The sequence below is a fragment of the Shewanella khirikhana genome (genome assembly GCF_003957745.1).
In the GTDB taxonomy this organism is placed as follows: domain Bacteria; phylum Pseudomonadota; class Gammaproteobacteria; order Enterobacterales; family Shewanellaceae; genus Shewanella; species Shewanella khirikhana.
In genome coordinates this window covers 2904754-2926789 of sequence record NZ_CP020373.1, presented here as the reverse complement: position 1 = coordinate 2926789, position 22036 = coordinate 2904754, and the positions used below count along the sequence as shown (strand labels likewise).

At 56.1% G+C, this 22036-nt stretch carries 21 protein-coding genes; 4 read left to right on the top strand and 17 right to left on the bottom strand.

The window, feature by feature from the left end; translation table 11 throughout:
• Positions 1-180 precede the first annotated feature (180 nt).
• The 3 genes from STH12_RS12770 to STH12_RS12760 all read right to left on the bottom strand — a co-directional run bounded on the left by STH12_RS12770 (position 181) and on the right by STH12_RS12760 (position 2874).
• Positions 181-753, bottom strand: a complete 573-nt coding sequence (locus STH12_RS12770) for a TIGR04211 family SH3 domain-containing protein (protein WP_418856621.1) — start codon at positions 751-753, stop codon at positions 181-183.
• Positions 754-906: 153 nt separating this feature from the next.
• Complete coding sequence (locus STH12_RS12765) at positions 907-2178, bottom strand: inorganic phosphate transporter (RefSeq protein WP_126167883.1); 1272 nt, start codon at positions 2176-2178, stop codon at positions 907-909.
• Between the two features lie 15 nt (positions 2179-2193).
• Positions 2194-2874 (bottom strand): TIGR00153 family protein, encoded by a 681-nt coding sequence (locus STH12_RS12760; protein WP_126167882.1) that lies wholly within the window; start codon positions 2872-2874, stop codon positions 2194-2196.
• Positions 2875-3108: 234 nt separating this feature from the next.
• On the opposite strand from STH12_RS12760, the gene STH12_RS12755 reads away from it, so the two are divergent.
• A complete protein-coding gene (locus tag STH12_RS12755) occupies positions 3109-4572 on the top strand; it encodes a CYTH domain-containing protein (RefSeq protein ID WP_126167881.1) in 1464 nt (487 codons plus the stop codon).
• 79 nt (positions 4573-4651) lie between these two features.
• Here the strand turns inward: STH12_RS12755 and STH12_RS12750 are convergent, their stop codons facing one another.
• From STH12_RS12750 to STH12_RS12715, 8 genes are all read right to left on the bottom strand, one after another.
• On the bottom strand, positions 4652-5473 hold the full coding sequence (locus tag STH12_RS12750) for a potassium channel family protein (protein WP_126167880.1): 822 nt from the start codon (positions 5471-5473) through the stop codon (positions 4652-4654).
• Between the two features lie 31 nt (positions 5474-5504).
• Positions 5505-5834, bottom strand: a complete 330-nt coding sequence (locus STH12_RS12745) for a hypothetical protein (RefSeq protein ID WP_126167879.1) — start codon at positions 5832-5834, stop codon at positions 5505-5507.
• Positions 5831-6478, bottom strand: coding sequence for a hypothetical protein (locus tag STH12_RS12740; RefSeq protein ID WP_126167878.1), 648 nt, complete (start codon positions 6476-6478; stop codon positions 5831-5833). Before STH12_RS12740 ends, STH12_RS12745 begins: the two co-directional genes overlap by 4 nt.
• Before the next feature lie 319 nt (positions 6479-6797).
• The gene (locus tag STH12_RS12735; protein WP_126167877.1) at positions 6798-7487 is read right to left on the bottom strand and encodes a PspA/IM30 family protein; all 690 of its coding nucleotides are present in this window, start codon (positions 7485-7487) and stop codon (positions 6798-6800) included.
• Between the two features lie 11 nt (positions 7488-7498).
• Entirely contained in the window at positions 7499-7912 is a 414-nt protein-coding gene (locus STH12_RS12730; RefSeq protein WP_126167876.1) for a YjfI family protein, read from the bottom strand.
• A 101-nt stretch (positions 7913-8013) separates the two neighbouring features.
• Complete coding sequence (locus tag STH12_RS12725) at positions 8014-9741, bottom strand: polyamine aminopropyltransferase (protein ID WP_126167875.1); 1728 nt, start codon at positions 9739-9741, stop codon at positions 8014-8016.
• Between the two features lies 1 nt (position 9742).
• Positions 9743-10642, bottom strand: coding sequence for a DUF350 domain-containing protein (locus STH12_RS12720; RefSeq protein ID WP_126167874.1), 900 nt, complete (start codon positions 10640-10642; stop codon positions 9743-9745).
• A 21-nt stretch (positions 10643-10663) separates the two neighbouring features.
• Entirely contained in the window at positions 10664-11641 is a 978-nt protein-coding gene (locus tag STH12_RS12715) for a hypothetical protein (protein ID WP_126167873.1), read from the bottom strand.
• 197 nt (positions 11642-11838) lie between these two features.
• On the opposite strand from STH12_RS12715, the gene glnE reads away from it, so the two are divergent.
• From glnE to STH12_RS12700, 3 genes are all read left to right on the top strand, one after another.
• The gene (glnE, locus tag STH12_RS12710) at positions 11839-14718 is read left to right on the top strand and encodes a bifunctional [glutamate--ammonia ligase]-adenylyl-L-tyrosine phosphorylase/[glutamate--ammonia-ligase] adenylyltransferase (RefSeq protein WP_126167872.1); all 2880 of its coding nucleotides are present in this window, start codon (positions 11839-11841) and stop codon (positions 14716-14718) included.
• Positions 14715-15347 (top strand): DUF6942 family protein, encoded by a 633-nt coding sequence (locus tag STH12_RS12705; protein WP_126167871.1) that lies wholly within the window; start codon positions 14715-14717, stop codon positions 15345-15347. Before glnE ends, STH12_RS12705 begins: the two co-directional genes overlap by 4 nt.
• 204 nt (positions 15348-15551) lie before the next feature.
• Positions 15552-15746, top strand: a complete 195-nt coding sequence (locus tag STH12_RS12700) for a hypothetical protein (protein ID WP_126167870.1) — start codon at positions 15552-15554, stop codon at positions 15744-15746.
• Here the strand turns inward: STH12_RS12700 and STH12_RS12695 are convergent.
• The 6 genes from STH12_RS12695 to STH12_RS12670 form a co-directional block, all read right to left on the bottom strand.
• Positions 15736-16266: a hypothetical protein gene (locus STH12_RS12695; protein WP_237158606.1), complete on the bottom strand. Its 531-nt coding sequence runs from the start codon at positions 16264-16266 to the stop codon at positions 15736-15738. The two genes, STH12_RS12700 and STH12_RS12695, sit on opposite strands and share 11 nt — an antisense overlap.
• Positions 16263-17072: an FAD:protein FMN transferase gene (locus tag STH12_RS12690; RefSeq protein ID WP_126167869.1), complete on the bottom strand. Its 810-nt coding sequence runs from the start codon at positions 17070-17072 to the stop codon at positions 16263-16265. The genes STH12_RS12695 and STH12_RS12690 overlap by 4 nt, the downstream gene beginning before the upstream one ends.
• Before the next feature lie 4 nt (positions 17073-17076).
• A complete protein-coding gene (locus tag STH12_RS12685) occupies positions 17077-17628 on the bottom strand; it encodes an FMN-binding protein (protein WP_126167868.1) in 552 nt (183 codons plus the stop codon).
• Positions 17629-17672: 44 nt separating this feature from the next.
• The gene (locus STH12_RS12680; protein WP_126167867.1) at positions 17673-18569 is read right to left on the bottom strand and encodes a DUF6662 family protein; all 897 of its coding nucleotides are present in this window, start codon (positions 18567-18569) and stop codon (positions 17673-17675) included.
• Positions 18570-18712: 143 nt separating this feature from the next.
• Positions 18713-19657 carry a LysR family transcriptional regulator gene (locus STH12_RS12675; protein WP_126167866.1) on the bottom strand — a complete coding sequence of 315 codons (945 nt, stop codon included), beginning with the start codon at positions 19655-19657 and terminating at the stop codon, positions 18713-18715.
• A gap of 66 nt (positions 19658-19723) precedes the next feature.
• Entirely contained in the window at positions 19724-21817 is a 2094-nt protein-coding gene (locus tag STH12_RS12670; RefSeq protein ID WP_418856620.1) for an alkyl/aryl-sulfatase, read from the bottom strand.
• Positions 21818-22036 lie beyond the last annotated feature (219 nt).

The window sequence follows — 22036 nt, the reverse complement described above, 5'->3', positions numbered from 1 at the left end:
ACAATTTGACGCCTCGGGCGCGTGAATTATACATGCAAAATGTGATCGGTGACACTGGACGGCGAACTAATGTGAAGATTGTTTGATTTGGATTAATCGAGGCGGGCGTAACGCACAATTGACAAGGCCCGGTCGTTTGAAACTGGCCGGGCCTTGGGGATTTTTAAGGGGATTTCGCGGTTAATTCATCCAGCGACCGGCGCGTTTGCGCTGGGGTCTTGGCAGGTAAACCAGAATCACACCAAGGAACAAACCGATAGCGGCAATAATGCCCCCTTCCTGCCAGTGACGGATGCGCTCGTTGTCACGCAGGGACTCGGCTTCGGCCTGGGCTTTGTCGCGGGCTTCTTCGGCGCTGGCCTTGTCGGCGGTGGCGGCGCGTACCAGCTCATCGGCACGGGCCAGCTGTTCACGCAGGTTGCCAATGGTACCGGCGCTGTCTTTGAATTCTTCGCGAACCGATGCCAGCTCAGCCTTGCTGTCACTGAGGGCCTGCTCGGCTTCTTCCAGCTTTTGTCTCAGGCTCTTGTCGCTGCTCAGAGCATCGGCACGTACCCAACCTTCGCGGCCGCGGTGGTCGACGATTTTGGCGTAGTCGTTGGAGGTTTCGCCGGTGAAGGTGACTGGCGTACCGGCGCTGACACTGCCCAGAATACGGAAGCTGGTGCCCGGGCCATTGTGCAGATAGACGTAGATATCATCGGAGATTACACGGGACTGGCCGTCGGCCATCAGCGCGGGAGAAAGGAGCAGGGCTCCGGCAAGAAAAAGGGGTCTGAGCACAGATAACATCTCATCAGCAAAAGTGTGCCACCATGCTAGGGATTTGGGGCGCTCAATGCAAGAGGGAAGTCTTGCGACTTCCCTCTTGATTTTGGCTCTTGTTCAGTGATTTAAACTGAATGTTCAGCCGCCGAAAATACCGCGGATGATATAGAAGAACACGATGGACAGACCGGCGCCCGCAGGCAGGGTAACAACCCAGCTCACTACGATATTGCGCACCACGCCCAGGTTGATAGCCGCAATACCACGGGCCATACCTACACCCAGTACCGCACCTACCAGAGTCTGAGTGGTAGAGATTGGCAGACCGGTACCCGAGGCGATAACCACGGTAGAGGCTGCAGCCAGCTCGGCGGCAAAACCACGGCTTGGGGTCAGGTGAGTGATGTTCTTGCCGATGGTTTGCATTACGCGCTTACCAAAGATGGCCAGACCAAACACGATACCGAAGGCGCCCAGAGGCAGAATCCACCAAACCAGTGCGGACTTGGAAGCAATTTCACCACCGCTGTTTACCACAGATACTACAGCAGCCAGAGGGCCGATGGCGTTGGCTACGTCGTTGGAGCCGTGGGCGAAAGCCATACAGCACGCAGACACAACCATCAGCACGGCAAACACTTTTTCCACGTTAGCAAACTGAGTGTGGCGGTCGGCTTTATCGGCCATTTTCAGGCGGCTGATAAAGATTTTACCCACGATAGCCACGGCAATACCGATGGCGATGGCCAGCGCATAAGCCTCAACGGCAGAGAAGTGCAGACCAACGTGCTTCAGGCCTTTCTTGATGGTCACCAGTGACATCACAAAACCAGCCAGTGCCATGTAGAAGGGCACGAAACGCTTGGCGTTGTCGAGCGGATTATCTGTGTTGAAAATCAGCTTCTGCGCACTTTGGAAAATCAGGAAGGCGATAAAACCAGAGATGGCCGGGGTGACAATCCAGGAACCCACGATGCCGGTAACCTTACCCCAGGCTACCGCTTCGGTGCCCACACCCACAGCGGCAAAGCCGATGATGGCGCCCACAATAGAGTGGGTGGTAGATACAGGCCAGCCCAGAGCGGATGCCACAACCAACCAGATCCCGGCTGCCAGCAGCGCCGAAATCATGCCGTATACCAGCAAATGTGGCACTTCGGCAAAATATCCGGCATCGATAATGCCGTTACGGATGGTGCTGGTTACTTCGCCGCCAGCCAGATAGGCGCCGGAGAATTCAAAGATCATCGCAATGATGATCGCCTGCTTGATGGTAATGGCGTTGGAACCTACAGAGGTACCCATGGCGTTGGCTACGTCGTTCGCGCCAATACCCCAAGCCATCAAGAAACCGAATGCAGCCGCAATGCCAATAAGCCACGGGCCATAGGTGACAAAAATATCAACCATAATAGAAAACCTTCGTTATACGCGAGCCAACATCAGCTCTAAACGGGAACCGACTCGCTCGGCCAGGTCAGCCAGATCGCCAACCCATTCGATGATTTTATAGAGGAACATCACGTCAACGGCGCTCATGCCTTCTTCGATGGCATACAGGCCGCGGCGGACGGCGATTTGCAGATCGTCAGTGTCTTCTTCGATAGCATCGAGTTCACGGACCATCTTCTCAACCAGGGCCACTTCACGACCACGGAAACCGGCTTCAAGCAGTTCGTCGAGTTCGTTGATGGCTTCTTTGGCCAGAGCTACCGCGTCCAGACAACGCTTGAGGTAGGCCATAAAAGGTTCCTGGATCGGGGCAGGGATAACCAGATTGCGGCCGATAATACGACCAGAGATGTCTTTTGTTTTATTGGCAATCTTGTCTTGCTGGGTCAAAAGCTCCAGCAGATCGGTTCGTTCAACGGGCATGAACAGACCGCCAGGCAAGGTCAGACGGATTTCACGCTTCAATGCGTCCGCTTCTTTTTCTGCCTTGTTGATTTGCTTGCGAAGTTCGGTTGCTTTATCCCAGTCGCCTGAGGTTGTGGCTTCAAAGAAGGGAACCAGGATATTGGCACACTCGTGCACTTTGTCGATGTGCTCTTGCAGAGGCTTGATTGGCGATTTTGCAAACACGCCCAAAATGGAGTTTACTGGCATAGCCGTTTACCTATGTAGGTTATTCCACTATTGGAAAATTGCGGGCGCATGGTAACTCATGCGTCCCCGTATTGAAACTGTGTTTTTACCTAAAAAACGTCAGTCTTTATACTATCGGGTTATAACCTAACCCGCGGCGCAAATCATACTGACGAATTATGACAGCTATGTGACATTATGACGCCAAGGTGTCAGTTCGATGAATTTTTGATGACGCAGTAAGGCCTTGACCCCATGGATGCCGAGATAGAACTCAAGCTTTTTTTCCTTCCTGAATTTAAAGATACCCTCATTACTGAGATCAATCACCTGTTTGTAGAGACTTTTCAGACAGATGTCATGCTCAGTAATGGTTATTTCGATACAGACGCACTGCAACTGCGCAGCTGGGACATGGGATTGCGGGTCCGCGGCCGAAACGGCAAGCGGGAGCAAACCATCAAAACGGCCGGAAAAGTGGTCGGCGGCATTCACAGCCGTCCCGAATATAATGTCGATATCGACGCAGATAACCCGGATCTTACGCTGTTTCCGGCTCATATCTGGCCTGAGGGCGCAGACCTTGCCGATACCCAGGCCAAGCTCAATTGCGTCTTTCACACCGACTTTCGCCGTCTCACCTGGCTGGTGACCGAGGGGGCAAGCCAAGTCGAGATTGCCCTCGATGAAGGCATTATTCGCAGTGGGAATCGTGAAGAGTCCTTATGCGAGCTCGAATTTGAACTCATGTCAGGTCAGGCCGCCGATCTGCTGACGTTGGCTGAAAAACTGATGGCCAGGGTGCCGCTGCGACTGGGTAAGGCCAGTAAGGCGCAGCGTGGCTACCGTTTGGCCGGACTGGGTGCCAAACCCATACTGGCGCAGCTCGATACTGTGCCGCTGCCGCCGGATTGCCACGCGGCCCAGGCTTTTGCGGCAACGCTTGAAACCGCGCTTGAGCGTTGGCAACTGCTGGAAGATGCCATAGCTCAATCGGCTGCCGATCCGCAAAGTGCGGCGCCGCTGTGGGCAAGGCTGCGCACCTGCATTGGTTTGCTGGAGGCCGGTTGCCGCCAATTTGGTGCCTTGAGTGACAGCCTGAAAAGCGGCTTTGGTCAGGTTCGCCGCGCACTTGCCTTTGTGGATGATGCCGTAGCGCTCTCGGCCATTGCCGAAAACCGTGATTCCCTGTTTGGTCGTCGTCCCGATGCGCAGCGCTGGCAAACCGAAGCGCAAAACTGGATGGCTCAGGAGAGTGTCCAGGCCAGGCTGGAGTCGCTGTGGCGCCTGCCGGCCTATGGTAAGGTGCAGCTCGAGCTGGTGACCTTGCTGTTTGGCAAGCCGGTTGAAAATCAAATGGCGCTCAAACAGGTGGCGGATCAGCTGCAACAGGTCTCGTGGGAGGGCATTCAGCAACTGATGCCCACCAAACCGTCCACCACTGACTTTTTGGCGCTGGGCGCTGCGCTTGATGATGCGCTGCTGGTTGGTCTTGCCTACGGCGAGCTCTACAGCGCCGATGCCCGCAGGCAGTACCGCGCGCCATGGCAGGATCTGCGCCGGGGCATAGATGCACTGCGCGCCTATGTGCTTCTTGGCGATATGGCGGGCCCCGATGCCGAAATGCAGGACTGGCTCGAAGACAAGGCGCTGAGTTTGATGCATGCCCTTGAGCAGAGCCATAAGAGTGCGCTGGCGCAGTCGCCCTATTGGCGTTAAGCACAGCAGCTGGCTAACCCGGTAAAGTGCTTAAAAACAAAGCCCGCCTAATTTCGGCGGGCTTTATTATTAGTGCAGATCAGGGCGTTTGCGGTTCGTCATCGTCATCGGCCTGTGCATCTTTCAGTGCCCGGCGCAGCGCCGCCATTTCCCTTAGCATAATTGCCTGATTTTCTTCCATACGTTTCAGCGCCTGCTCCATATCGTGACGCAGGTTCTCGGCGTGAGCTTCCTGACGCTCTTCCTCGTCCGGCGCTACAAACACAGAGGCCATATAACCCGAGATGATACCGAAGAAGCTGACGCCGCAGACAATCACCATGGAGCCGACGATGTGGCCAGCGGTGGTCACCGGGTAATGGTCGCCGTAGCCCACGGTGGAAATCGTGACCATGGCCCACCAGATGGCTTGCTCGGCGGTGAGGATGTTGGAGCCCTCGGCGGGGGATTCAACCAGCAAAATCGCCACCGATGACAGGGTGAGTATGGTGACCAGGGCCACCAACAGGCTGGCGAGGGTGGCTTGTTTGCGCTGACGCAATACCTGCGACAGCAGCGAGCGGCTCATTCGGATCAGCCGGACAACCCGCAAAATCTGGAATAGCCTGGCAAAGCGCAGCGCTTCAATCGCGGGAATACTGGCGACAAAATCAATCCAGTGATGGCGGATAAAAAACAGCTTGTCTTTGGCGCGGAACAGACCGGTGAAGAAGTTCAGCATAAAGATGCTGCAAATCCCGGTGTCTATCATAAACAGCAGTCGGTAGGTTTCTTCATCGAGCCGACCAAAGGTCATGACCAGCACCACGATAACGGCCAGCAGTGACAGCAGCATCATCGCCAGTTCAATGGGCGCTGGCGCCTTGATGCGTTTCACGTGGCCGTGTGTTGGTTCAGACATCTGACTCCCCCAAGTCATGGTGATGGTGTGTTCAGTCCTCGGAAACGAACTGAACCAGGTCTTCCAGTACCCGTTTTTTTATCTCAAGCTGTGCATCGGCGCTGAGGCCGTATTTCTCGGCCAGTGCCACATAATCCTCAGGGCTCAAAGATACAGTCAGTCTGGGCCGGGTAGGGCGCTTGGCCACCGGCAGCCCCAGAATGGCGCGAATTTGATCCGAGGGGCTGCGGTTGGCATCCAGTGCTGCCTTACGGATTTCGTATTGGAACTTTTCATCCAAATCAAAGGCCACTTGGGTCGCCTTGGCGGCCTTTTGGTTTTGCAGCCAGGTTTCCGGCAGCGGGTGTTTGGTCTTGGTCATGGGTGATTTCCTGGCCAGTACTCGCGAATAAGGCTGAGCGGTTTTGTCAGGCCGACGAGAACATCCGTTTCGCCGCCTTCAAACACTTCCACTTCGAGGCTGAATTGTTCGCCGTCGTCTTCCAGCTCGTAACGCTCAAAGGGCTCGCCGGTGGCGCCATTGGCATCCTGGGGCGGTTTGAGGCCGCGATAATCCTCGCGGTGAAAATAGCCAAACAAGGCGAAGCTCACTTCATGGTATTGATTTCCAAGCCACTGCTCAAGCCTCTGCGGAACGGTTTGGACGGTGAGACTCGCTTGGCTGTCTTCGTCAAAAATCTCACCAAAGGCGTCGAGTCCAAACAGGGATTCCACTTCGGGGCGGCTGATTTTGAGGCTGAAATGTACATGGGGTTCATCGTCATCAACCAGGGTCATAAACAGGGTATCGCCGCCAGCGCCCTTAAGTTGCCACTCGATTTCCTGGCTGCGCTCAAACTCGTAGGTGTTGATGGCAATGACTTCCAGCGACTGACCACGAAGCTGCGCAGGCAAACCAAAGTCATTGTCCAGGCTGATGATATCGCCTTTTGTCAACTCTTTGGGGTGCTTGATTACTCTGGGAGGGACGGACTTGTCACCGAAGAGGCTTTTAAAAAAACTCATGCTTGCTCTCCCGCGTCAGCGGTTTGATTTTCATAGTCAGGCTTAAGACTCAACAATAAGAGATAGAGAAACAATACTGGAGGTAAAGCGAGTAAGCAGGTCGCGATAACAGCGGTTTTTCTGGGCGTTGAGGTTTTGCGCTTTCCCAGAGAATAGCTCCAGGAATAGATTCCCCATACAAACAATGAAAATACGCCGAACGCCATTATCTGCCCGATTAAGGTCGTTGAGAACATAAACTCTTACTCCCCTTGAAATGCAGTAAAGGCCGAGCGTTGGGTAACGTTCGGCCAGTGGTGACGCTGTTATAATTGTCCGGTTAGCCCTTACGGGACTTGAGTCTTTCGAGTACCGCGTTGGCATCACTCTTTTGCTCACCAATGCCGGCTTCGGCCAGTTTGGCGGCAAGCGACTTGTCGCTGTCCTCGGCTTCCAGGGTCTCAGCGGCCTTCATGCGGTCGTCAAACTGCTGCTGACGGGCCTTGATGCGTTCAAGCGATTCTTTGGCATTCAGCAGCTTGGAGTTGCTGGAAGCAAAGGAGTCGGTGATGGATGCCGTGGCTTTCTGCACGCTTTCGGTGGTTTTGACCATCGACAGCTGACGCTGATAATCGGCCAACTGACGTTCGGTCTTTTTCACCAGGTCTTTCAGCTTGGCGGCGTTGTTGGAGAAAGCTTCGTTGGAAGACTGCTGCTCGGCCAGCTCCATTTCCAGCTGGGCGATTTTCTCAGCCACTTCCAGCGCCAGCGCTTCGTTGCCTTTTTCCAGCGCCTGGGTGGCATAGCCTTCGTGTTCGCTAATGGCGCGCTTGAGGCGATCCACTTCGCGGGCGGCGGCCATTTCTTTGGCCATCACTTCGGTCAGGTCGCGCTTGGCTTTGGTCAGGTGTTTTTCGGCGTCACGGATTTCCTGCTCGAAAATGCGTGTGGCATTGGCGTCGACAATGCTTTGGCCTACTTCGTTGGCACCACCGCGAAAGGCGGTCAGGATCTTGTTGAGAATGCCCATAATGCAGCTCCTTAGTTCAGGTAATCGGCCATTTCGGCAATAACTTCGAGACAGTTATCGGACAGGACGCTGAGCTCCTGCTCGATTTCGGCCATGCTGGATTTGAGTGACAGTGCGCCATACACCACATATTTGTCGTCGATTTTGGCAAAGGCCGACAGTGGCATGGGAATGTTCAGCTCCAACATGGTTTCAAACATATCGGCACGGGTTTCGGGTTTGACTTCGTCTTCGCCCCACAGATAGCTGATGCACAGCACCTGGTTATCGGTAACCGACACAAAAATCGGGATCTCCTCCCGTCCTACGATATTGACCTGCAACACCTCCACGTCACCTTCGATGGGATAGCAGTCAAACCGGAAACCGGTCTGGCTGTTGTCACCCAGTCCGTTAAGGTGATTGGCGATAGCGTGGATATTCATAGTCGTCCTCTCTGACATATTATGTCTGTGTTTCAAGATAACACCGGGACATAATATGTCAAGTGTTATCTTGGCCGAAATTTCGCCGCCTTGGCGAGTCCCTAAAAAAGGTTGATACCGCTCTCTTCTTTCCAGGCTTCCAGGTGGTATTGATAAATCACCTGGGTGCCGAAATGGTTGATGTCCACCTCTTGCTCGCGCAGCAGAAACCCGGGCGGGAAGGCAAAGGCTGCGCCAATCATCTCTTTGTTCACCCAGGGGTGAGTCGGTGCAGTGCCGTCCAGAATCCGCTGCTCTGGTGAGCCATTGAGGGTGCCCAGGGTCCAGCCCCATTCGCCGAAGCTGGGCACATTCTGATGATATCTTGCCACCTTAAAACCCGCCGATTCGAGGGTTTTGCCAATGCTCAAAAAGGCGCGGGTGGCGTGCCATGGCGAGGTGGACTGAATGGCAATGGCGCCATCGTGGCTGAGCACTTCTTTGAGTTTGCGATAAAACAAATCTGAATAGAGTTTGGATAAGTCCGGATGATTGGGGTCCGGCAAGTCCACCAAAATCACATCGAAGTGTTCACCGGCTGCAATCAGGCGGTCGATGCCGTTAAAGGCATCATCAAAGATAAGCCGCACCCGCGGGTCGTTGAGGGCATTGGCATTCTGGCGGAGTAGCCGCTCGGCCAGGCGTCTTGGCATGGTCTGCGGCGGCGATTGAAACAGCTTCACCAGCCGTTCGTCCAAATCCATCAATACCACTTCCTGCGGGTTCCAGCGCAGAGCATCCCGTGCCGCCAGACCGTCACCGCCGCCAACAATCAAAATCCGCTGCTGACGCGCCGCCGCCATCATTGGCGGCCACACCAAAAAGCCGTGGTAGATATGCTCATCCTGGGTGGAAAACTGCAAGCGACCATTGAGGTACAAAGCATACACAGGCTCTGCCTGTCCCCGTGGGCGTTCAGTAAACACCAACTGCTGAAAGCGGGTGGCCTCGGTGTAGATAACCTTGTCCTTGTAGAGCAGATTATTGAAGTCCTGCTCCAGTGGCGGCCCTTTTACCGCGAGCAGCACTAAGGCAAAGGATGCCAGAATATGCCCGGCAAGCAGCCAGCCAAACCCTTTCAGGCGCGCTCGGAAACGGAAGATAAAGGCAAAGCCCGCCAACAGGTTAACGCTGGCGGTGAGCGCTGCGGCTAGCTGAATATCCATTGCCAGCATCAGCCCGACCCAGATGGCTGCGCCTGCGCCTGCACCTATGTAGTCGGCGCCGTAAATGGTGCCGGCGTTATGCAACAGGTGCTCATCTGACAGCGCCTGACGCACCCGGGCAATCAGCGGAATTTCCATGCCAATCATCAGCCCCAGCAATGTGCCTACCACATAGGGCAGATACTGGGCAGCTTTTTGCAGCGCGCCCAACAGGCCGCCATTTGGCATCAGATCCGGCGGCAGGCCAAAGGTATCGGCAAGCAGTTGTGGCAGGGTTTGGGTGAGGCCAATGGCTGCGGCGCACAGCAGTACGCTGCCGGCCCCAAGCAGCGCTACTGCCAGTTCCAGCAGGGCAAAGCCAATGAAAGGATTGCGAATGGCTCTGGCGGCAAAGGCGCCCACACCCATGGCCACAATCATCAGACCAATCATGGTATAGATGGCCGCTTCCATGGCGCCAAGGATGCGCCCGGCATAGTGGCTCAGCAGATACTCGTAAATCAGGCCGCAGCCTGCGAGCGCCGCCATAATGCCAAGCAGCAGCGCGTCATCGGCCCGGCCAAGGTGTTTGGCCGGGCTCTGGGCGTCGGCTGTAGCCGACGCGCTTTGCGTCTGATTACTCACTTCAGGCCATCAGCCCGGTGAGGATAAGGGCAATCGCAATGCTGATGGCCACTTCCACTGCGGCAAGACCCACGTTGTGCTGGCGCTCTACTTCATCGGCAAGGTTAATACGTGCCAGCACCAGCAGCTTCACCAGCTTAAGCAGCAGGCTAAGTACCAGCAGCATTACCACTGAGAAGCACAGCCAGCCAAGCAGGTTAACCACATAGGCCGTGGGCTCGAACACAATAAAGTGGCTGGCGGCATTGAAGGTGAGTGCCATGGCGAGCATATGGCCTGAGTGACGGATAGCAAGGGCCGTGTGGCCTTTGGCCAGCGCTTCTTGCATACAGGCGCCCTGATTGCGGGCGCTGTAGCGGTTTTCACGCATCCGTGTCAGCAGAACCAGCATCAGCTGCGAGACCACAAAGGCGGTGGTGATGGCGATAAAGGTGTTGATGGTCAAATCGTCCACCCACAGCAGGCTGGCGCGGATGATGATGGCGGTGGCCACAGCCGCGGCGGCATCCACCAGCGCCACAGACACATTGCCTTTGAGGATGTGGGCGTTTTTGTCGATGTTGTTGAGGGCGATTTTGTCGTGCATCACCCGGCCAACTTTAATCAGCAGCATGCCAAACAGGCCATAGGTACCCATGCCAATGGCTTCGGTGACATAGTTGGGGGCCGCTGCGCCTGTGATGGCACCGGTCAGCACTATCCCCAGTGCCAGCACGGCGCCGGCTGTGCTGATCCCGAAGGCGAAATTGTCTTTTTCGGCCAGTTCCTTGCTGCTGTTTACCTTGACGCTCCAGCCCTGCAGATAGCGCATGGCGGTGAGCAGCAGAACAGCGATGGCCAGATCGATGGCCAATATGATCAGCAGTTCCTGAGTCAGGCCATAGTCTTGTAACAGTGTCATCTTTCAATCCTTATTCTGTTCTCACTTGCCACGGCGGGAGCTGCGGCTGGTGCGGTTTCCGGAATCGCGGAAACTGCTGTCCTTGGCGTAGTTGGAGCGAAACTTCTGCCTTTCGGTGCGGGCCTTGCTGGCCTGAGCCACGCTGGGGGCCTGCTGGCTCTGACGGGACAGTCCGGTCGCGCCGCTGCGGGTCTTGGCGTAGGGGCTGTCGAAGCGTTTGCCCTGATTGTCGAAGCGCTTCTTGGTCTGGGTAAATACCTGTTGCTGCTTGAGCACATCTCTGGGTGAGCTGTAACGGTAACGGCCGACATCGTGGTAGTAGCTGTAATGACGACGGCTGGACCAGTTGTCGTAATACACAGGGCGATGGAACAGGTTGGAGAACATGGCGTACATGCCATACCAGGCCCAGAAAGAGGTGCCGTTGCTGCCGGTCTGCCACTCGCCGTAGGCGGGGTTGCCAATCAGTTGGCTGCCGGGGCCAAAGTCGTCACCCAGGCTTGCCAGCTCTGATTCACGGCTCACCGCATTCACCCGCGGCAGGCTGCCACCGGACATGTCGGCGAGGGTGTTTAACGGGTCAGACAACATGTCGTTGTAGAGCGCCGGGTCGGCGGCCTGATAGAGGTTTTCAAGCTCATCGAGGCGCATGGCTTCATCAACAAAGTTGGCGGGATTGTTGGCCTCATCGAGGCGGCGTTTCAGGCTCTCGAACAAGGGGCCTTTGCCTGCGTCGGTGGCCAGCGCCGAGACAATCGGCGCCAGAGACGGGTCCTGTTGATTCAAGCGCTCGGCATAGTGCCCGATAAGGGTGGCGTTACGGATTTCGCCCTTATCCAGCATGGTACCGAGGGTTGCCAGACGGCCTGCGTCCAGTTCAAGGTATTTTTCAATTTGCCTCGCTTGTTCGGCCGCCCCGTTATCGGAACAGCCGCTCAGCGCCAGCATCAGCATCACGGCTCCCAGCGGGAGCAGTATGCGGCTAAGCCATCCTGCCATTTTATCTCCATCTTTCCTGCCATTTACCGGCGGGAACCTGACTAAAATTCAGGGAATATTATCGGTCTAGGTCATCCCCGGCGGTTTATAGTAACCTTAACCGGGCACCGGCGTCCCGGGTTTATCCCAAGGCCGGAAATGCATTACCTATATCATTCTTGACATAATATGTCGATACTCGGTCGCCAGGGATTAGTATGTCGCAAACGCAGCAGCTGGAAACACCACAGGAAATTCTCGAACAGGGCAACAAATGGCTGGCATCGCTGGCAATTCAGTGGCCCGATGGCCTGGCGGCGCTGAGTGCCGGGCAGAAACAGGAGCTGTGTCAGGTGGCCGGGCTGAGTGATTTTATTGCCCGTGAATTGCTGCGTCACCCCGAGCGCATCAGCGCGCTGTTTGCCGGTTTGCTTGATACTGTAGACAGGGCCAGTTTCGACCGGGAGTTGCACGCCGAACTTAACGACGTCAGCAATGAAGAAGAGGCCAAAGCGGTGCTGCGCCGTTATCGCAACTTCCAGATGGCCCGGCTTGCCTGGCGCGATTTTATGGGCAAGGTGGCATTGAAAGAATCGCTGCTGGATATCTCGGCCCTCGCCGAAGCGCTGATTGTGGCCGGTCGCGACTGGCTGTACCGCGACATGTGCCAAAGCCTGGGCACGCCCTGCGACAACGAAGGCAAACCGCAGCCGCTGATGATCCTCGGCATGGGGAAGCTGGGTGGCCGCGAGCTTAATTTCTCCTCCGATATCGACCTGATTTTTACCTTCCCCGAGCATGGAGAAACCCACGGCGGCCGCCGGGCGCTGGATAATCAGCAGTTCTTTATCCGCATGGGCCAGCGGCTGGTAAACCTGCTGGCGCAGGTCACCATGGATGGCTTTGTGTTCAGGGTCGATATGCGCCTTCGCCCCTACGGCGACAGCGGCCCGCTGGTGGTCAGCTACAGCGCCCTTGAAGATTATTATCAGGAGCAGGGCCGTGACTGGGAGCGTTACGCCATGGTCAAGGCCCGCGCGCTTGGCCCCTGGTGCGGTTACAGCGATGAGCTGCACAGTTTGCTGCGCCCCTTTGTGTATCGCCGCTACATCGACTTTTCGGCCATCGAATCCTTACGGCGGATGAAACAGCAAATTGCCCAGGAAGTGCGCCGCAGGCAGCTGACTGACAATATCAAGCTTGGCGCCGGCGGCATTCGCGAAGTGGAGTTCGTGGTGCAGAGTTTCCAGCTTATCCGTGGCGGCCGCGAGCCAAGCCTGCGCACCCAAAGTCTGTTTGGTGCCATCGACACCCTCTACAGCCTGGGGCAGCTCGAATACCTGGCGGTGGATGAGCTGAAAAATGCCTATGTGCTGCTAAGAAGGGTGGAAAACCTGTTGCAGGCCATCGACGATAAGCAAACCCAGACTCTGCCGGACAATCGTCTCGATTGGCAGCGACTGTGTGCGCCGCTGGGCATGGCCAATGAGATTGACCTTCGCACCCATATCGAGGCGGCCATGGGCAAAATCCACCGCCATTTCCGCGACACAGTCGGCGGTGAAGAAACCGAAGAAAATCATGAGCATTGGACCTGGCAGTTCTGGAATGTGCAGGAAGAAGATCACGCCGAGGCGCTGCTGAAAGATCAGCAAATCGATGATGATGAGTTTTGGCCATTACTGAAGGGCTGGCGCGAAACCATGGCTAGGCGCCCCATAGGTCCCCGTGGCCGCGAAACCCTCGACCGGCTGATGCCCAAACTGCTTGGCGAACTGGTGGCCATGCCCCGGCCGTCGGCGGCGTTTGCGCCCGTGTTCAATGTGGTCGAGCAGGTGCTGACCCGCACCACCTACCTTGAGCTTTTGTGTGAAAACCCCGGCGCCCGCGCCCAACTGGTCAGCCTTTGCTGCGCCAGCCCCTGGATTGCCGATCAGCTGGCCAAGTTCCCCATGCTGCTGGATGAGCTTATCGACCCGGCGGCGCTGTACGACATTACCTCGCTGGATGATTACGGCAGCGAGCTGCGTCAATATCTGTTACGGGTACCGGAAGACGATATGGAGCAGCAAATGGAGGCGCTGCGCCAGTTCAAACTGACTCAGCAGCTGAAAATTGCCGCCGCCGATGTGACCGGGGTGCTGCCGATTATGCAGGTAAGTGATCACCTGACCTTCCTCGCCGAAGCCATTATCGAGCAGGTAGTGCATCAGGCCTGGGGACAGGTGGCGGCCCGACACGGCGTACCATCGCACCTGGAGCCGGGCGAGATGGGCTTTGCAGTCATCGCTTACGGTAAGCTGGGCGGCATTGAGCTTGGCTATGGCTCGGATCTGGATTTGGTGTTTTTGCACAATCATCAGGGCAGTGGCGTTACCAATGGGGATCGCCAAATCGACATTGGCCACTTTTACGTCAAGCTTGCCCAGCGGATCTTGCACCTGTTTTCAACCCGCACCACATCGGGCGAGCTGTATGAAGTGGATATGCGTCTGCGGCCATCCGGCGCCTCAGGTTTGTTGGTCAGTGAGATTGAACGCTTTGGCGAGTATCAGCGCGATGAGGCCTGGACCTGGGAGCATCAGGCGCTGGTGCGCTCGCGGTTTGTGTTTGGCGACAATCAGTTAGCGGGGCAATTCAGCCGTATTCGCGCCCAGGTGCTGGGGCAGCAGCGCGACGCTGGCAAATTGCAGCAAGAGGTGAGGGAGATGCGCACCAAGATGCGCGAGCACCTGCTGAAGGTGGACGAGGGCATGTTCGATTTGAAGCAAAGCCCAGGTGGTATCGCCGATATCGAGTTTATCGCCCAGTATCTGGTTTTGAAAAACAGCTTCGAGCACGATGAGTTAACCGTTTGGTCTGACAATGTGCGGATTTTCCAGACTGCCGCCGAACTCGACATTCTGCCGCTGAATCTGGCCCAGCAGCTGATTGCGGCTTACTGCACCCTGAGGGATGAAAACCACCGCCTGACGCTGCAGCGGGAGGCCGGTCAGCTGCCGTTTATTGCGGTATCGGATCACAGTGAACGGGTACTGTCGATTTATCGGGACATTCTGGGCGACGAGCAGCCTGGCCAGTCGGAGAGCGGCGAGTGAGCTGTGGGTTGGGAGACTGCCAGTATCTGATTGCGGCCTGTATCGATAAGCGTCCGACCTTTATGCACCTTGAGCAGCTTGAGGGCTGGCAGGGCATGGTGGATGGGGAGATTGCGGCCATCGGCAATGCCTGTGGTAACGGCTGGCGCAAGGTCTTTAATGTGTACGCCAAGCTGCTGTGGGCGCTGGCAAAAGACCCCGTGATTGCCAAGGCGCTGCGTCCGGCATTATCGTCCGTTGCCAGTTTTGACCGTTGGCAGGATTACCGCGACGCTTGCCTGCTGCGTTCTGACTCGGGTACGGCGCTGCTGTTTTCCGAGCCCTGTTTTTCGGAGCCCATCTCGTCAGGCTCAGTTTTGAGCGAGGCAGGTTCAGCCTTGAAAGTTCCGGGCGAGAGGGCGGAAACCCAACCCCTGCACATCATCATGGGCAGGGGGTATGGCAAGGCGCTGGCCTGCAAAGCCGAGGCACCCTTTAGCCTGGAGTGGCTCAATGACGCCTTTGCCATCGACCGCCATCGGCGGGTTATTGTCTGCCCCTATTTTGATTATCGTCAGCTCAGTGATGCCCGTATCGACACCCTGGTAGGCCTGGTGAAAAGCCTGTTGGTCCAGAATAGTGGTCGCTGAGAAAAGGATGTGCGCGCGGACTTATCTGAATCTATCCAACATTTTCATCTGGCATTATTTACCCTGGATTGTCAGACGCCATTCAGCTTGAATGTGTTACTTACAAAGGTTAATGGTAACAAGTGTATTTGCGGCGCGGGGTTGTCTGTGATGACCCGGGCGAAGATGCCAGTAAATGATGTAACAAACGACAGGAGTTGAAGCGTGAAAAAAGCAGTGGTACTCATGGGTGTGTGTCTGGCGAGCCTGGGGCTCGGCGGCTGCGAGAACCTCACCTGGGTGGAACCCAAACCGGCAAAGGAAGTCAATCAGCCACAGATCCCCGAACAGGATGGCATGGTGCAGGACAACGAGCGCATTCTGGAAGAGGCTCGCCGCGACGGCAGGCTTAATCGCTGACTGGCTCGTTTGGCGCCGCCGGGCTTAAGCCTGGCTTGGCGGCCCGGCGACCAGGTTTCGCCTGGGCCGCGCGAAGATGTCCGGCGCGAATTTGATGACCCCGAACCCAATGCCATACAAAGCTTAGCGACAGCCCCAACCCCAGCAGCGAGTGCAGCACGCTGGCCACCAACTGGCTGTCGCTGCTGCTGAGATAATAGAGTCCAATCCCGGTTAACATCAGCAAAAGCAGCGCCAGCGCCATAAAGATGCCGCTGAGATGGTTTTCCCTTCTGCGCCATCCGGCGCGAATATGCACCTGCCACAGGGCGCCAAGCAACATCAGCAGCACAGATGCCGCCAGGGTGTGGGTGCTTACAATTCCGAGCCTGAGGCTGCCCGGCAGGTTGAAGTCCAGTTCCCACTCCAGTTTGAATTCCATCACCCAGGGGTACATGGCAATCCCGGTGAGGCTGCAGGCAAACATGGCCGCAAGCAGTAAATAGAAGAACCCGTCCGGGTAGCCATTCAGACGTTTCATGCTGTGTTTCTCGCGATTATTTCCGTTGGTAATTGGCCGCCCAGAGCGCGGACAAGGCCGGGCTCACCAAAGGCGGCTATCTTGGTCAGGGCGTCGGCGCGCCAGGCGAAAGGGGCAATCACAGTGTGCAATTCTGCCTTGCCGGGCGCCGGGCGGTCGGTAAGCACCAGTGCCGGATAGGCGGGCGTTGGCGCAGCGCCGTGGCGAGAGCTTGCCAACGCCTGATTGCAAAGGTAGAGACTGACGCCAAAGCCTTCATCGGAGCGAAGTTGCACCCGGGTGGGTATATCGCCAAAGGCTTTCAGATCGCCGCCAGCGTTGACTGAACCAGACCGAATGCCGCAGTGCTTAAGGCAGGCAACCGCCAAATCCACCGCATAACCTTTGGCGATACCATCCAGAGTAAGTAGTACCGGGCGTTTGAGCCGGGCTTTATTCGATGCAAGTTCAATGTCTTGCCAGTTGCCCCGTGGCAAAAAGTGGCCGTGCTGATGCTGGGGCAGAGCGCCGCGACTGACCAGCTCAGCGCCAAGGGTCACGTTAAAGCGATTGGCGCTTAATTTGCCAAGGCCTTTGGCTAGCCTCAGCAGCCGCATGCTGTGACGACTGAGTTCAACCCAGTTGCCGGTACCTGCGTTCAGGCGCGACAGTTCGCTGTCCGGCCGGTGAAATGACAAGCCTTCATCGATTTGTTTTATAACGGCAAAAGCCGCCTCAATGGCGGCTTGGGGGCTGGCATTGCCTGCGTCGCTGATGCAAATTTCGCAGAAGGTGCCAAGCAGTGGCCGGGCGCGCCTGATGTTCATGGCGTCAGGCTTGCTGGCTTAAAAACAGTTGATGGATCACCAGCAGTCGTTTGACCCCGTCGAGCAGATTACGACAGCTCAGGGTGGCGCCACTGATGTTGGGCACATCTTCTTCCAGCTTGAAGGGATCCTTCAGTGTCTTGCCCTGAAAATTAGCGCGCCAGCTGGCTTCACGCACCTCGCCGCCGTGGGTTTCACGGTAGCTCAGCACTTCAATGCCAAGCACTTCGCCACTGGGGCTGATGGCGGTGGCATAGGTGATGTACTCATGCTTGCCAATCACATCATCGACAATAAACCAGCCTTGTAGCTGGCCGTCTTTTTCTGCCCGCCAGATTGGCTGGCTGTCCTGGCGCTGGCGAGTGCCTGCGTGGGACTTAATGGCGCTGCGGGCGTCGCTGTCAAACAGGGTCGGGCGCTCGACAAAGTTGCTGGCGGCGGGGAACAGCAGCTGCTGCGCCTGGGGGATGCTCAGGTAATCGGCGGCCACGGCGGGCGCCGCCACAAAAGCCATGGGGATAAACCACAGGCTGTTATTGAATAGGGAATTTGACATGGAAGGCTCCGATAGGGGGCATGGCGGCCATGCCCCGGTCAGCATCAGAAGTTATAGGCAACCTTAAAGCGCCATTCCTGCTCGGTTTTTTCAATCAGGTGCAGGCTGGTGTCCTGGCCATCAAACTGTTCGCCGCCACCGGCAAGCTGCGGGAACCAGGTGAGGGTTGCCCACCAGTTGGCGCTGCCGTAGTGGATAGATGGACCGGCAAACCAGGACCAACGCTCCTGACCCACTTCGGTTTCAAACTCGGTTTCGTACAGCACTTCGGCGCTGACAAACCAATTGGGCGCGAAGCGGTAACTCAGACCCGTGCCGAATTTAAGCTCGATTTCCATTTCAGGGTCGGTCGGCCAGTCGAAGTCTTCAGGCAGATTGTCGATAGGGGCGCGATCGGCGTAGGTGGTTTCCACCGCCAGGTTGCCAAGCCACACCAGTTCGCCTTCGAGCAGGTACTTCTGGGTTTGCAGACCAAGCTCCAGCGACAGGGTGTCTTTGTCATAGCCCGAGTGCTTGTCAATCCAGTCATAATCCAGTGACAGGCTGGCCTGCAGGCCCAGCGTCTCCATGGCGGGGCTCAGGAACATGTAAGCCATGCCCACTTCCACGCCAGAGGCTTTGACACCTATATCCTTGGCGCCGGGCAGATAGCCGTCAACCGACAGGCCGTCGGTGTCGAGCGACATAAACTTGGCCGATACCGAGGAAGAAAACTTGCTGGATACGCCGTATTCGTATTCGGTTTCGAAATCGATGCCCTGATACGAACCCTGACTCTTGCCATCACGCACAGTGACTTTCTGATACAACTCGGAAGCGCCTTTTGGCAGAGCTTCGGCGCCTTTGAGGTAGCCAAACAGATCTTCACCGGCAACGCTTTGCTGGCTGACAGCAGCGGTCAGCAGGGCAAGTGTGCACAGCCCAAGTTTTGTTGCTTTCATGTTCATTCCCATCTTGATGTTATGTCCAAACTGCTGCGCATTTTAGATAGTAAAGATATAAATGAAAATAGTTTGCATTAAACTTTGGCGTGGTTTTTGTGGTATGCCTTTGATAAATAAGGCTAATAAATTTTAAGTTTATTTTAAGCTTGTTGGCTTGATACCGCCTGGCTGAGAATTTCCCTTAACCAGCGGTGGGCTGGTTGGTTGTCGACCCGCCGTGGCCAAACCATGTAAACCGGAATGGGGCGGCTCTTGAAGGGGAAGGGCAGTACCTGCAATTGCAATAAAGGGGCATAGGCGCGGGCCAGTCTGGAGGGGGCGATCCCAATGGCTTCGCTGCGGGCAACACTTGCCATCATGCTGATTTCACTGCTGTTCTCACTGTATAGGCGCCGCTGGGGCAAGGGCTCTTCGCAGAAGATCTCGCCCAGACTCTGGCCGTGGCGGCTCAGATTGAGCACGCAGTGGCGCTCTGCGGCAAATTGCCCGGCCGAGAGACTGCCACGAATGCGGGGGTGCTTGCCGGCGGCCACGCAGACAAAGTGCTCTTCAATCAGCAGTTGGCTTTTAGTGCTGTTACCAGAGGGGGGGAGTATATCTATCACCATGTCGGCGCTGCCACTGTAAAGCGCCTGATAGACGCCTTCGGGATCGGCGGTCATGTCTTTAAACACTATGCCGAGCTTAAGGCCGCACAGCAGCGGCTCAAGCAGGGGTTGCAATGTATGGGTAGCCGCTTCATAGGTATATACAGTGAATTGGCGGGTGCTGGTGGCCGGGTCAAAAGCCTTGAAGGCATCCAGGGTGGCGGCTATGTCTTCCATGGCGACGGATAAGCCCTGATACAGCTGATGGCCTGCGGCGGTGGGGGTGATGCCGCGTCCGGCGCGCACAAACAGCTCTTCACCTATCTGGGTTTTGAGTCTGGCAATGGCGTTGCTGACCGACGATTGGGTCAGCCCCAGAATATCCGCCGCCCGGGTGAAGGAGCTGTGCTGATAAACGCACAGAAACACCCGTAGCAGATTGAGGTCCAGTTTACCGTAGTCGCCCATGTAACCCTGTATTTGTTTCAGGTAAAACAATAAGGTAACTCCAATAGTGGCATAAAAAAAGAGGCAGCTGCTGCTGCCTCAATGGGAGATTTTTAGTTATTGCTGATGCCTGCGGCCCCAGTGTTTGTCGCTGTGTGCCGGACTGGCCTGATAGTAGATGCTGCGATTGGCTTCGGCGGCGGCTTCGTTTGGCAGCGGTACAATCTCAAACCTTGGGTCGAAATCCACCATCAGGCTTTTCAGGGTTGCCAGTACCTGGGTATTACCCTCTGAGCTGGCTTTGCCGGTCTCAAACAGTTGCTTGAGGCTGACCTGGCCCAGATTCATGGCGATGGCATCGCGATTATTGAGGGTCAGTGTAAGGTCGGCACCAGCTTTGGGCTTCTCAACCCGGATGTTGTTCAGGTTGCCGTTGGCAAGCTCGACATAATAGGTTTCACCGATGTCCGGCAGCACCAGATTCATGCCAAAGCTGTGATGCTGCGCCTTGAGTGAGTCAATCCTGGTCGCCATGTAGTCGAGCAGGCTGCCGATGGGCAGGTTGGCAATCACATCGGCGGAGGCCGATTTCAGCTCACCATCCTGAATACCGACCCTGAGCTCCTGGGCCCCGGACAGATACACGTTGCGCCAGCCCGCGCCTTCGGATTGATAGCCAAGCTGCTCGTAAGTATCGGCCAGCAGATTGCGGGCCTCGAGATTCCCAGGTTCAGCAATCACTACCTTATTCAGCGCAGTGGCGACAAAGTTGTATTCACCCTGACTGTAATCCTTTTTGGCTTTTTTCAGCACCGACTTGGCGCCGCCCATGTATTCCACAAATTTGGCCGCTTCTGCCTCGGTAGGTAAGGGGTTCAGGTTGGCCGGATTCATGTCGAAATAGCCAAGGTACATGTTGTACACCGCGCGGGCATTGTGGCTGTAAGTGCCATGGTAGCCATTGGTATGCCAGGCTTTCTGGATGCTGTCAGGCAGCACTTTTTCGATTTCCCAGCCGATGTCCTGCATCACCACGCCCGAGTTGGCCAGTCGCAGCGATTGGTTATGCACAAAGCCGTAGTTGTCGCGCTGCAGCTTCATATAGGCCTGAATATTGTCCTTGTCCCATACCGGGGCACTGTGGGCCGAGAACAGAAACTCGGCATTGTCGCCCCAGGCTTCCAACATCTGGTTAATGGTCTTGGACCACTTGAGCGCATCGCGCACCTTGGCACCGCGCAGGGTGTAGATATTGTGCATGCCGTGGTACATCACCTCGGCGCCCCAAATAGTTTGCATCGATGGAATGTAGGCCACCGCCTCTGACGGTGCTTCGGTGCCTGAGGCGTCCATAAAGATGATGTCGAGGCCGTCGATGTTTATCTTCTCGAACTTCTGGCCCTGCGCGTTGGTTTCAAAGTGCGGCACTATGTAAGTGATTTCGCCCTTGGCGATGCCGTTGGAAAGCGCTGCATCCACTATGCCGGTGTCGTTATAGGACAAGGTGGCACCGTACTGATACGAGGCCCTGCGCGCCATGGCGTTACCAGCTAGCACATTCTCATTGACCATTTCCGAGGTAATGTTGTGGGAGCCGTAAATTTTCACCTGTGGAAAGCGCTCGGCCACGGCCCGTGAGCCGCCAAAGTGATCGGCGTGGGAGTGGGAATACACCATGGCGACTACCGGCTTATCACCGCTGGGCAGGTGTTTAAGGGCAAAGTCCAGGGATGCCTTGGCCGACTCATAGGTGGTCAGCGGATCGAACACAATCCAGCCATTGTCGGTACGGACAAAACTCATGTTGGCAAGGTCGGTACCACGCACCTGATAGATGCCGTCTCTGACTTCATACAGACCATAGGCTTCGTTGTTGAGCTGGGCCTGACGGTAGAGTGACGGATTCACGGTTTCCGGCGTTTTGTCACCGATAAATTCAAACTTGTCAGCCAGTTGTGCGGCGCTGACGTCGTCGAGTTTGGCAATCAGCTTGGCGCGGGTGTTGTTAAAGGCGGCTTGGTCGGCAAAGTTGAGTTTGGCCTCAACGGCGGCGTTGTGGGTTCGGGTGGCCTCGGTGGCTGGCTTGCCCTTGTAGCTAAAGCTGGTGGTCAGGGCATGCTCATCCTGCCCATCGCCATGGCCTGTATCCGCCTGTACGGCAGGGGTTGATAAGATTGCAATGACAGCCACAGAGACAACGGAAAGTTTCAGCATCTTGGTGCTCCTTGTGAAATTGGCATTTGCCGATAGCACCGAGTTTAGAAAGACTGCATATTTCAATAAATGCAGGTAACTATGGTTTTGTTATTTATATTGTGAATGTGTTGTGGGCCGTGAATGTGTTGAAGAGAGTCTCGCTGGGTGAACTGCGCTCCCGGATTGGTGCAGAGGATACGACCGCAACCTTGTTAAAACGCACCTCAGGCAACG

Coding starts and splice junctions, on each gene's coding strand:
- glnE (WP_126167872.1), top strand. CDS start 11,839: ATGTCGCAAACGCAGCAGCTGGAAACACCACAGGAAATTCTCGAACAG.
- STH12_RS12730 (WP_126167876.1), bottom strand. CDS start 7,912: ATGAATATCCACGCTATCGCCAATCACCTTAACGGACTGGGTGACAAC.
- STH12_RS12765 (WP_126167883.1), bottom strand. CDS start 2,178: ATGGTTGATATTTTTGTCACCTATGGCCCGTGGCTTATTGGCATTGCG.
- STH12_RS12755 (WP_126167881.1), top strand. CDS start 3,109: ATGGATGCCGAGATAGAACTCAAGCTTTTTTTCCTTCCTGAATTTAAA.
- STH12_RS12740 (WP_126167878.1), bottom strand. CDS start 6,478: ATGAGTTTTTTTAAAAGCCTCTTCGGTGACAAGTCCGTCCCTCCCAGA.
- STH12_RS12715 (WP_126167873.1), bottom strand. CDS start 11,641: ATGGCAGGATGGCTTAGCCGCATACTGCTCCCGCTGGGAGCCGTGATG.
- STH12_RS12685 (WP_126167868.1), bottom strand. CDS start 17,628: ATGTCAAATTCCCTATTCAATAACAGCCTGTGGTTTATCCCCATGGCT.
- STH12_RS12745 (WP_126167879.1), bottom strand. CDS start 5,834: ATGACCAAGACCAAACACCCGCTGCCGGAAACCTGGCTGCAAAACCAA.
- STH12_RS12680 (WP_126167867.1), bottom strand. CDS start 18,569: ATGAAAGCAACAAAACTTGGGCTGTGCACACTTGCCCTGCTGACCGCT.
- STH12_RS12690 (WP_126167869.1), bottom strand. CDS start 17,072: ATGAACATCAGGCGCGCCCGGCCACTGCTTGGCACCTTCTGCGAAATT.
- STH12_RS12735 (WP_126167877.1), bottom strand. CDS start 7,487: ATGGGCATTCTCAACAAGATCCTGACCGCCTTTCGCGGTGGTGCCAAC.
- STH12_RS12720 (WP_126167874.1), bottom strand. CDS start 10,642: ATGACACTGTTACAAGACTATGGCCTGACTCAGGAACTGCTGATCATA.
- STH12_RS12760 (WP_126167882.1), bottom strand. CDS start 2,874: ATGCCAGTAAACTCCATTTTGGGCGTGTTTGCAAAATCGCCAATCAAG.
- STH12_RS12695 (WP_237158606.1), bottom strand. CDS start 16,266: ATGAAACGTCTGAATGGCTACCCGGACGGGTTCTTCTATTTACTGCTT.
- STH12_RS12750 (WP_126167880.1), bottom strand. CDS start 5,473: ATGTCTGAACCAACACACGGCCACGTGAAACGCATCAAGGCGCCAGCG.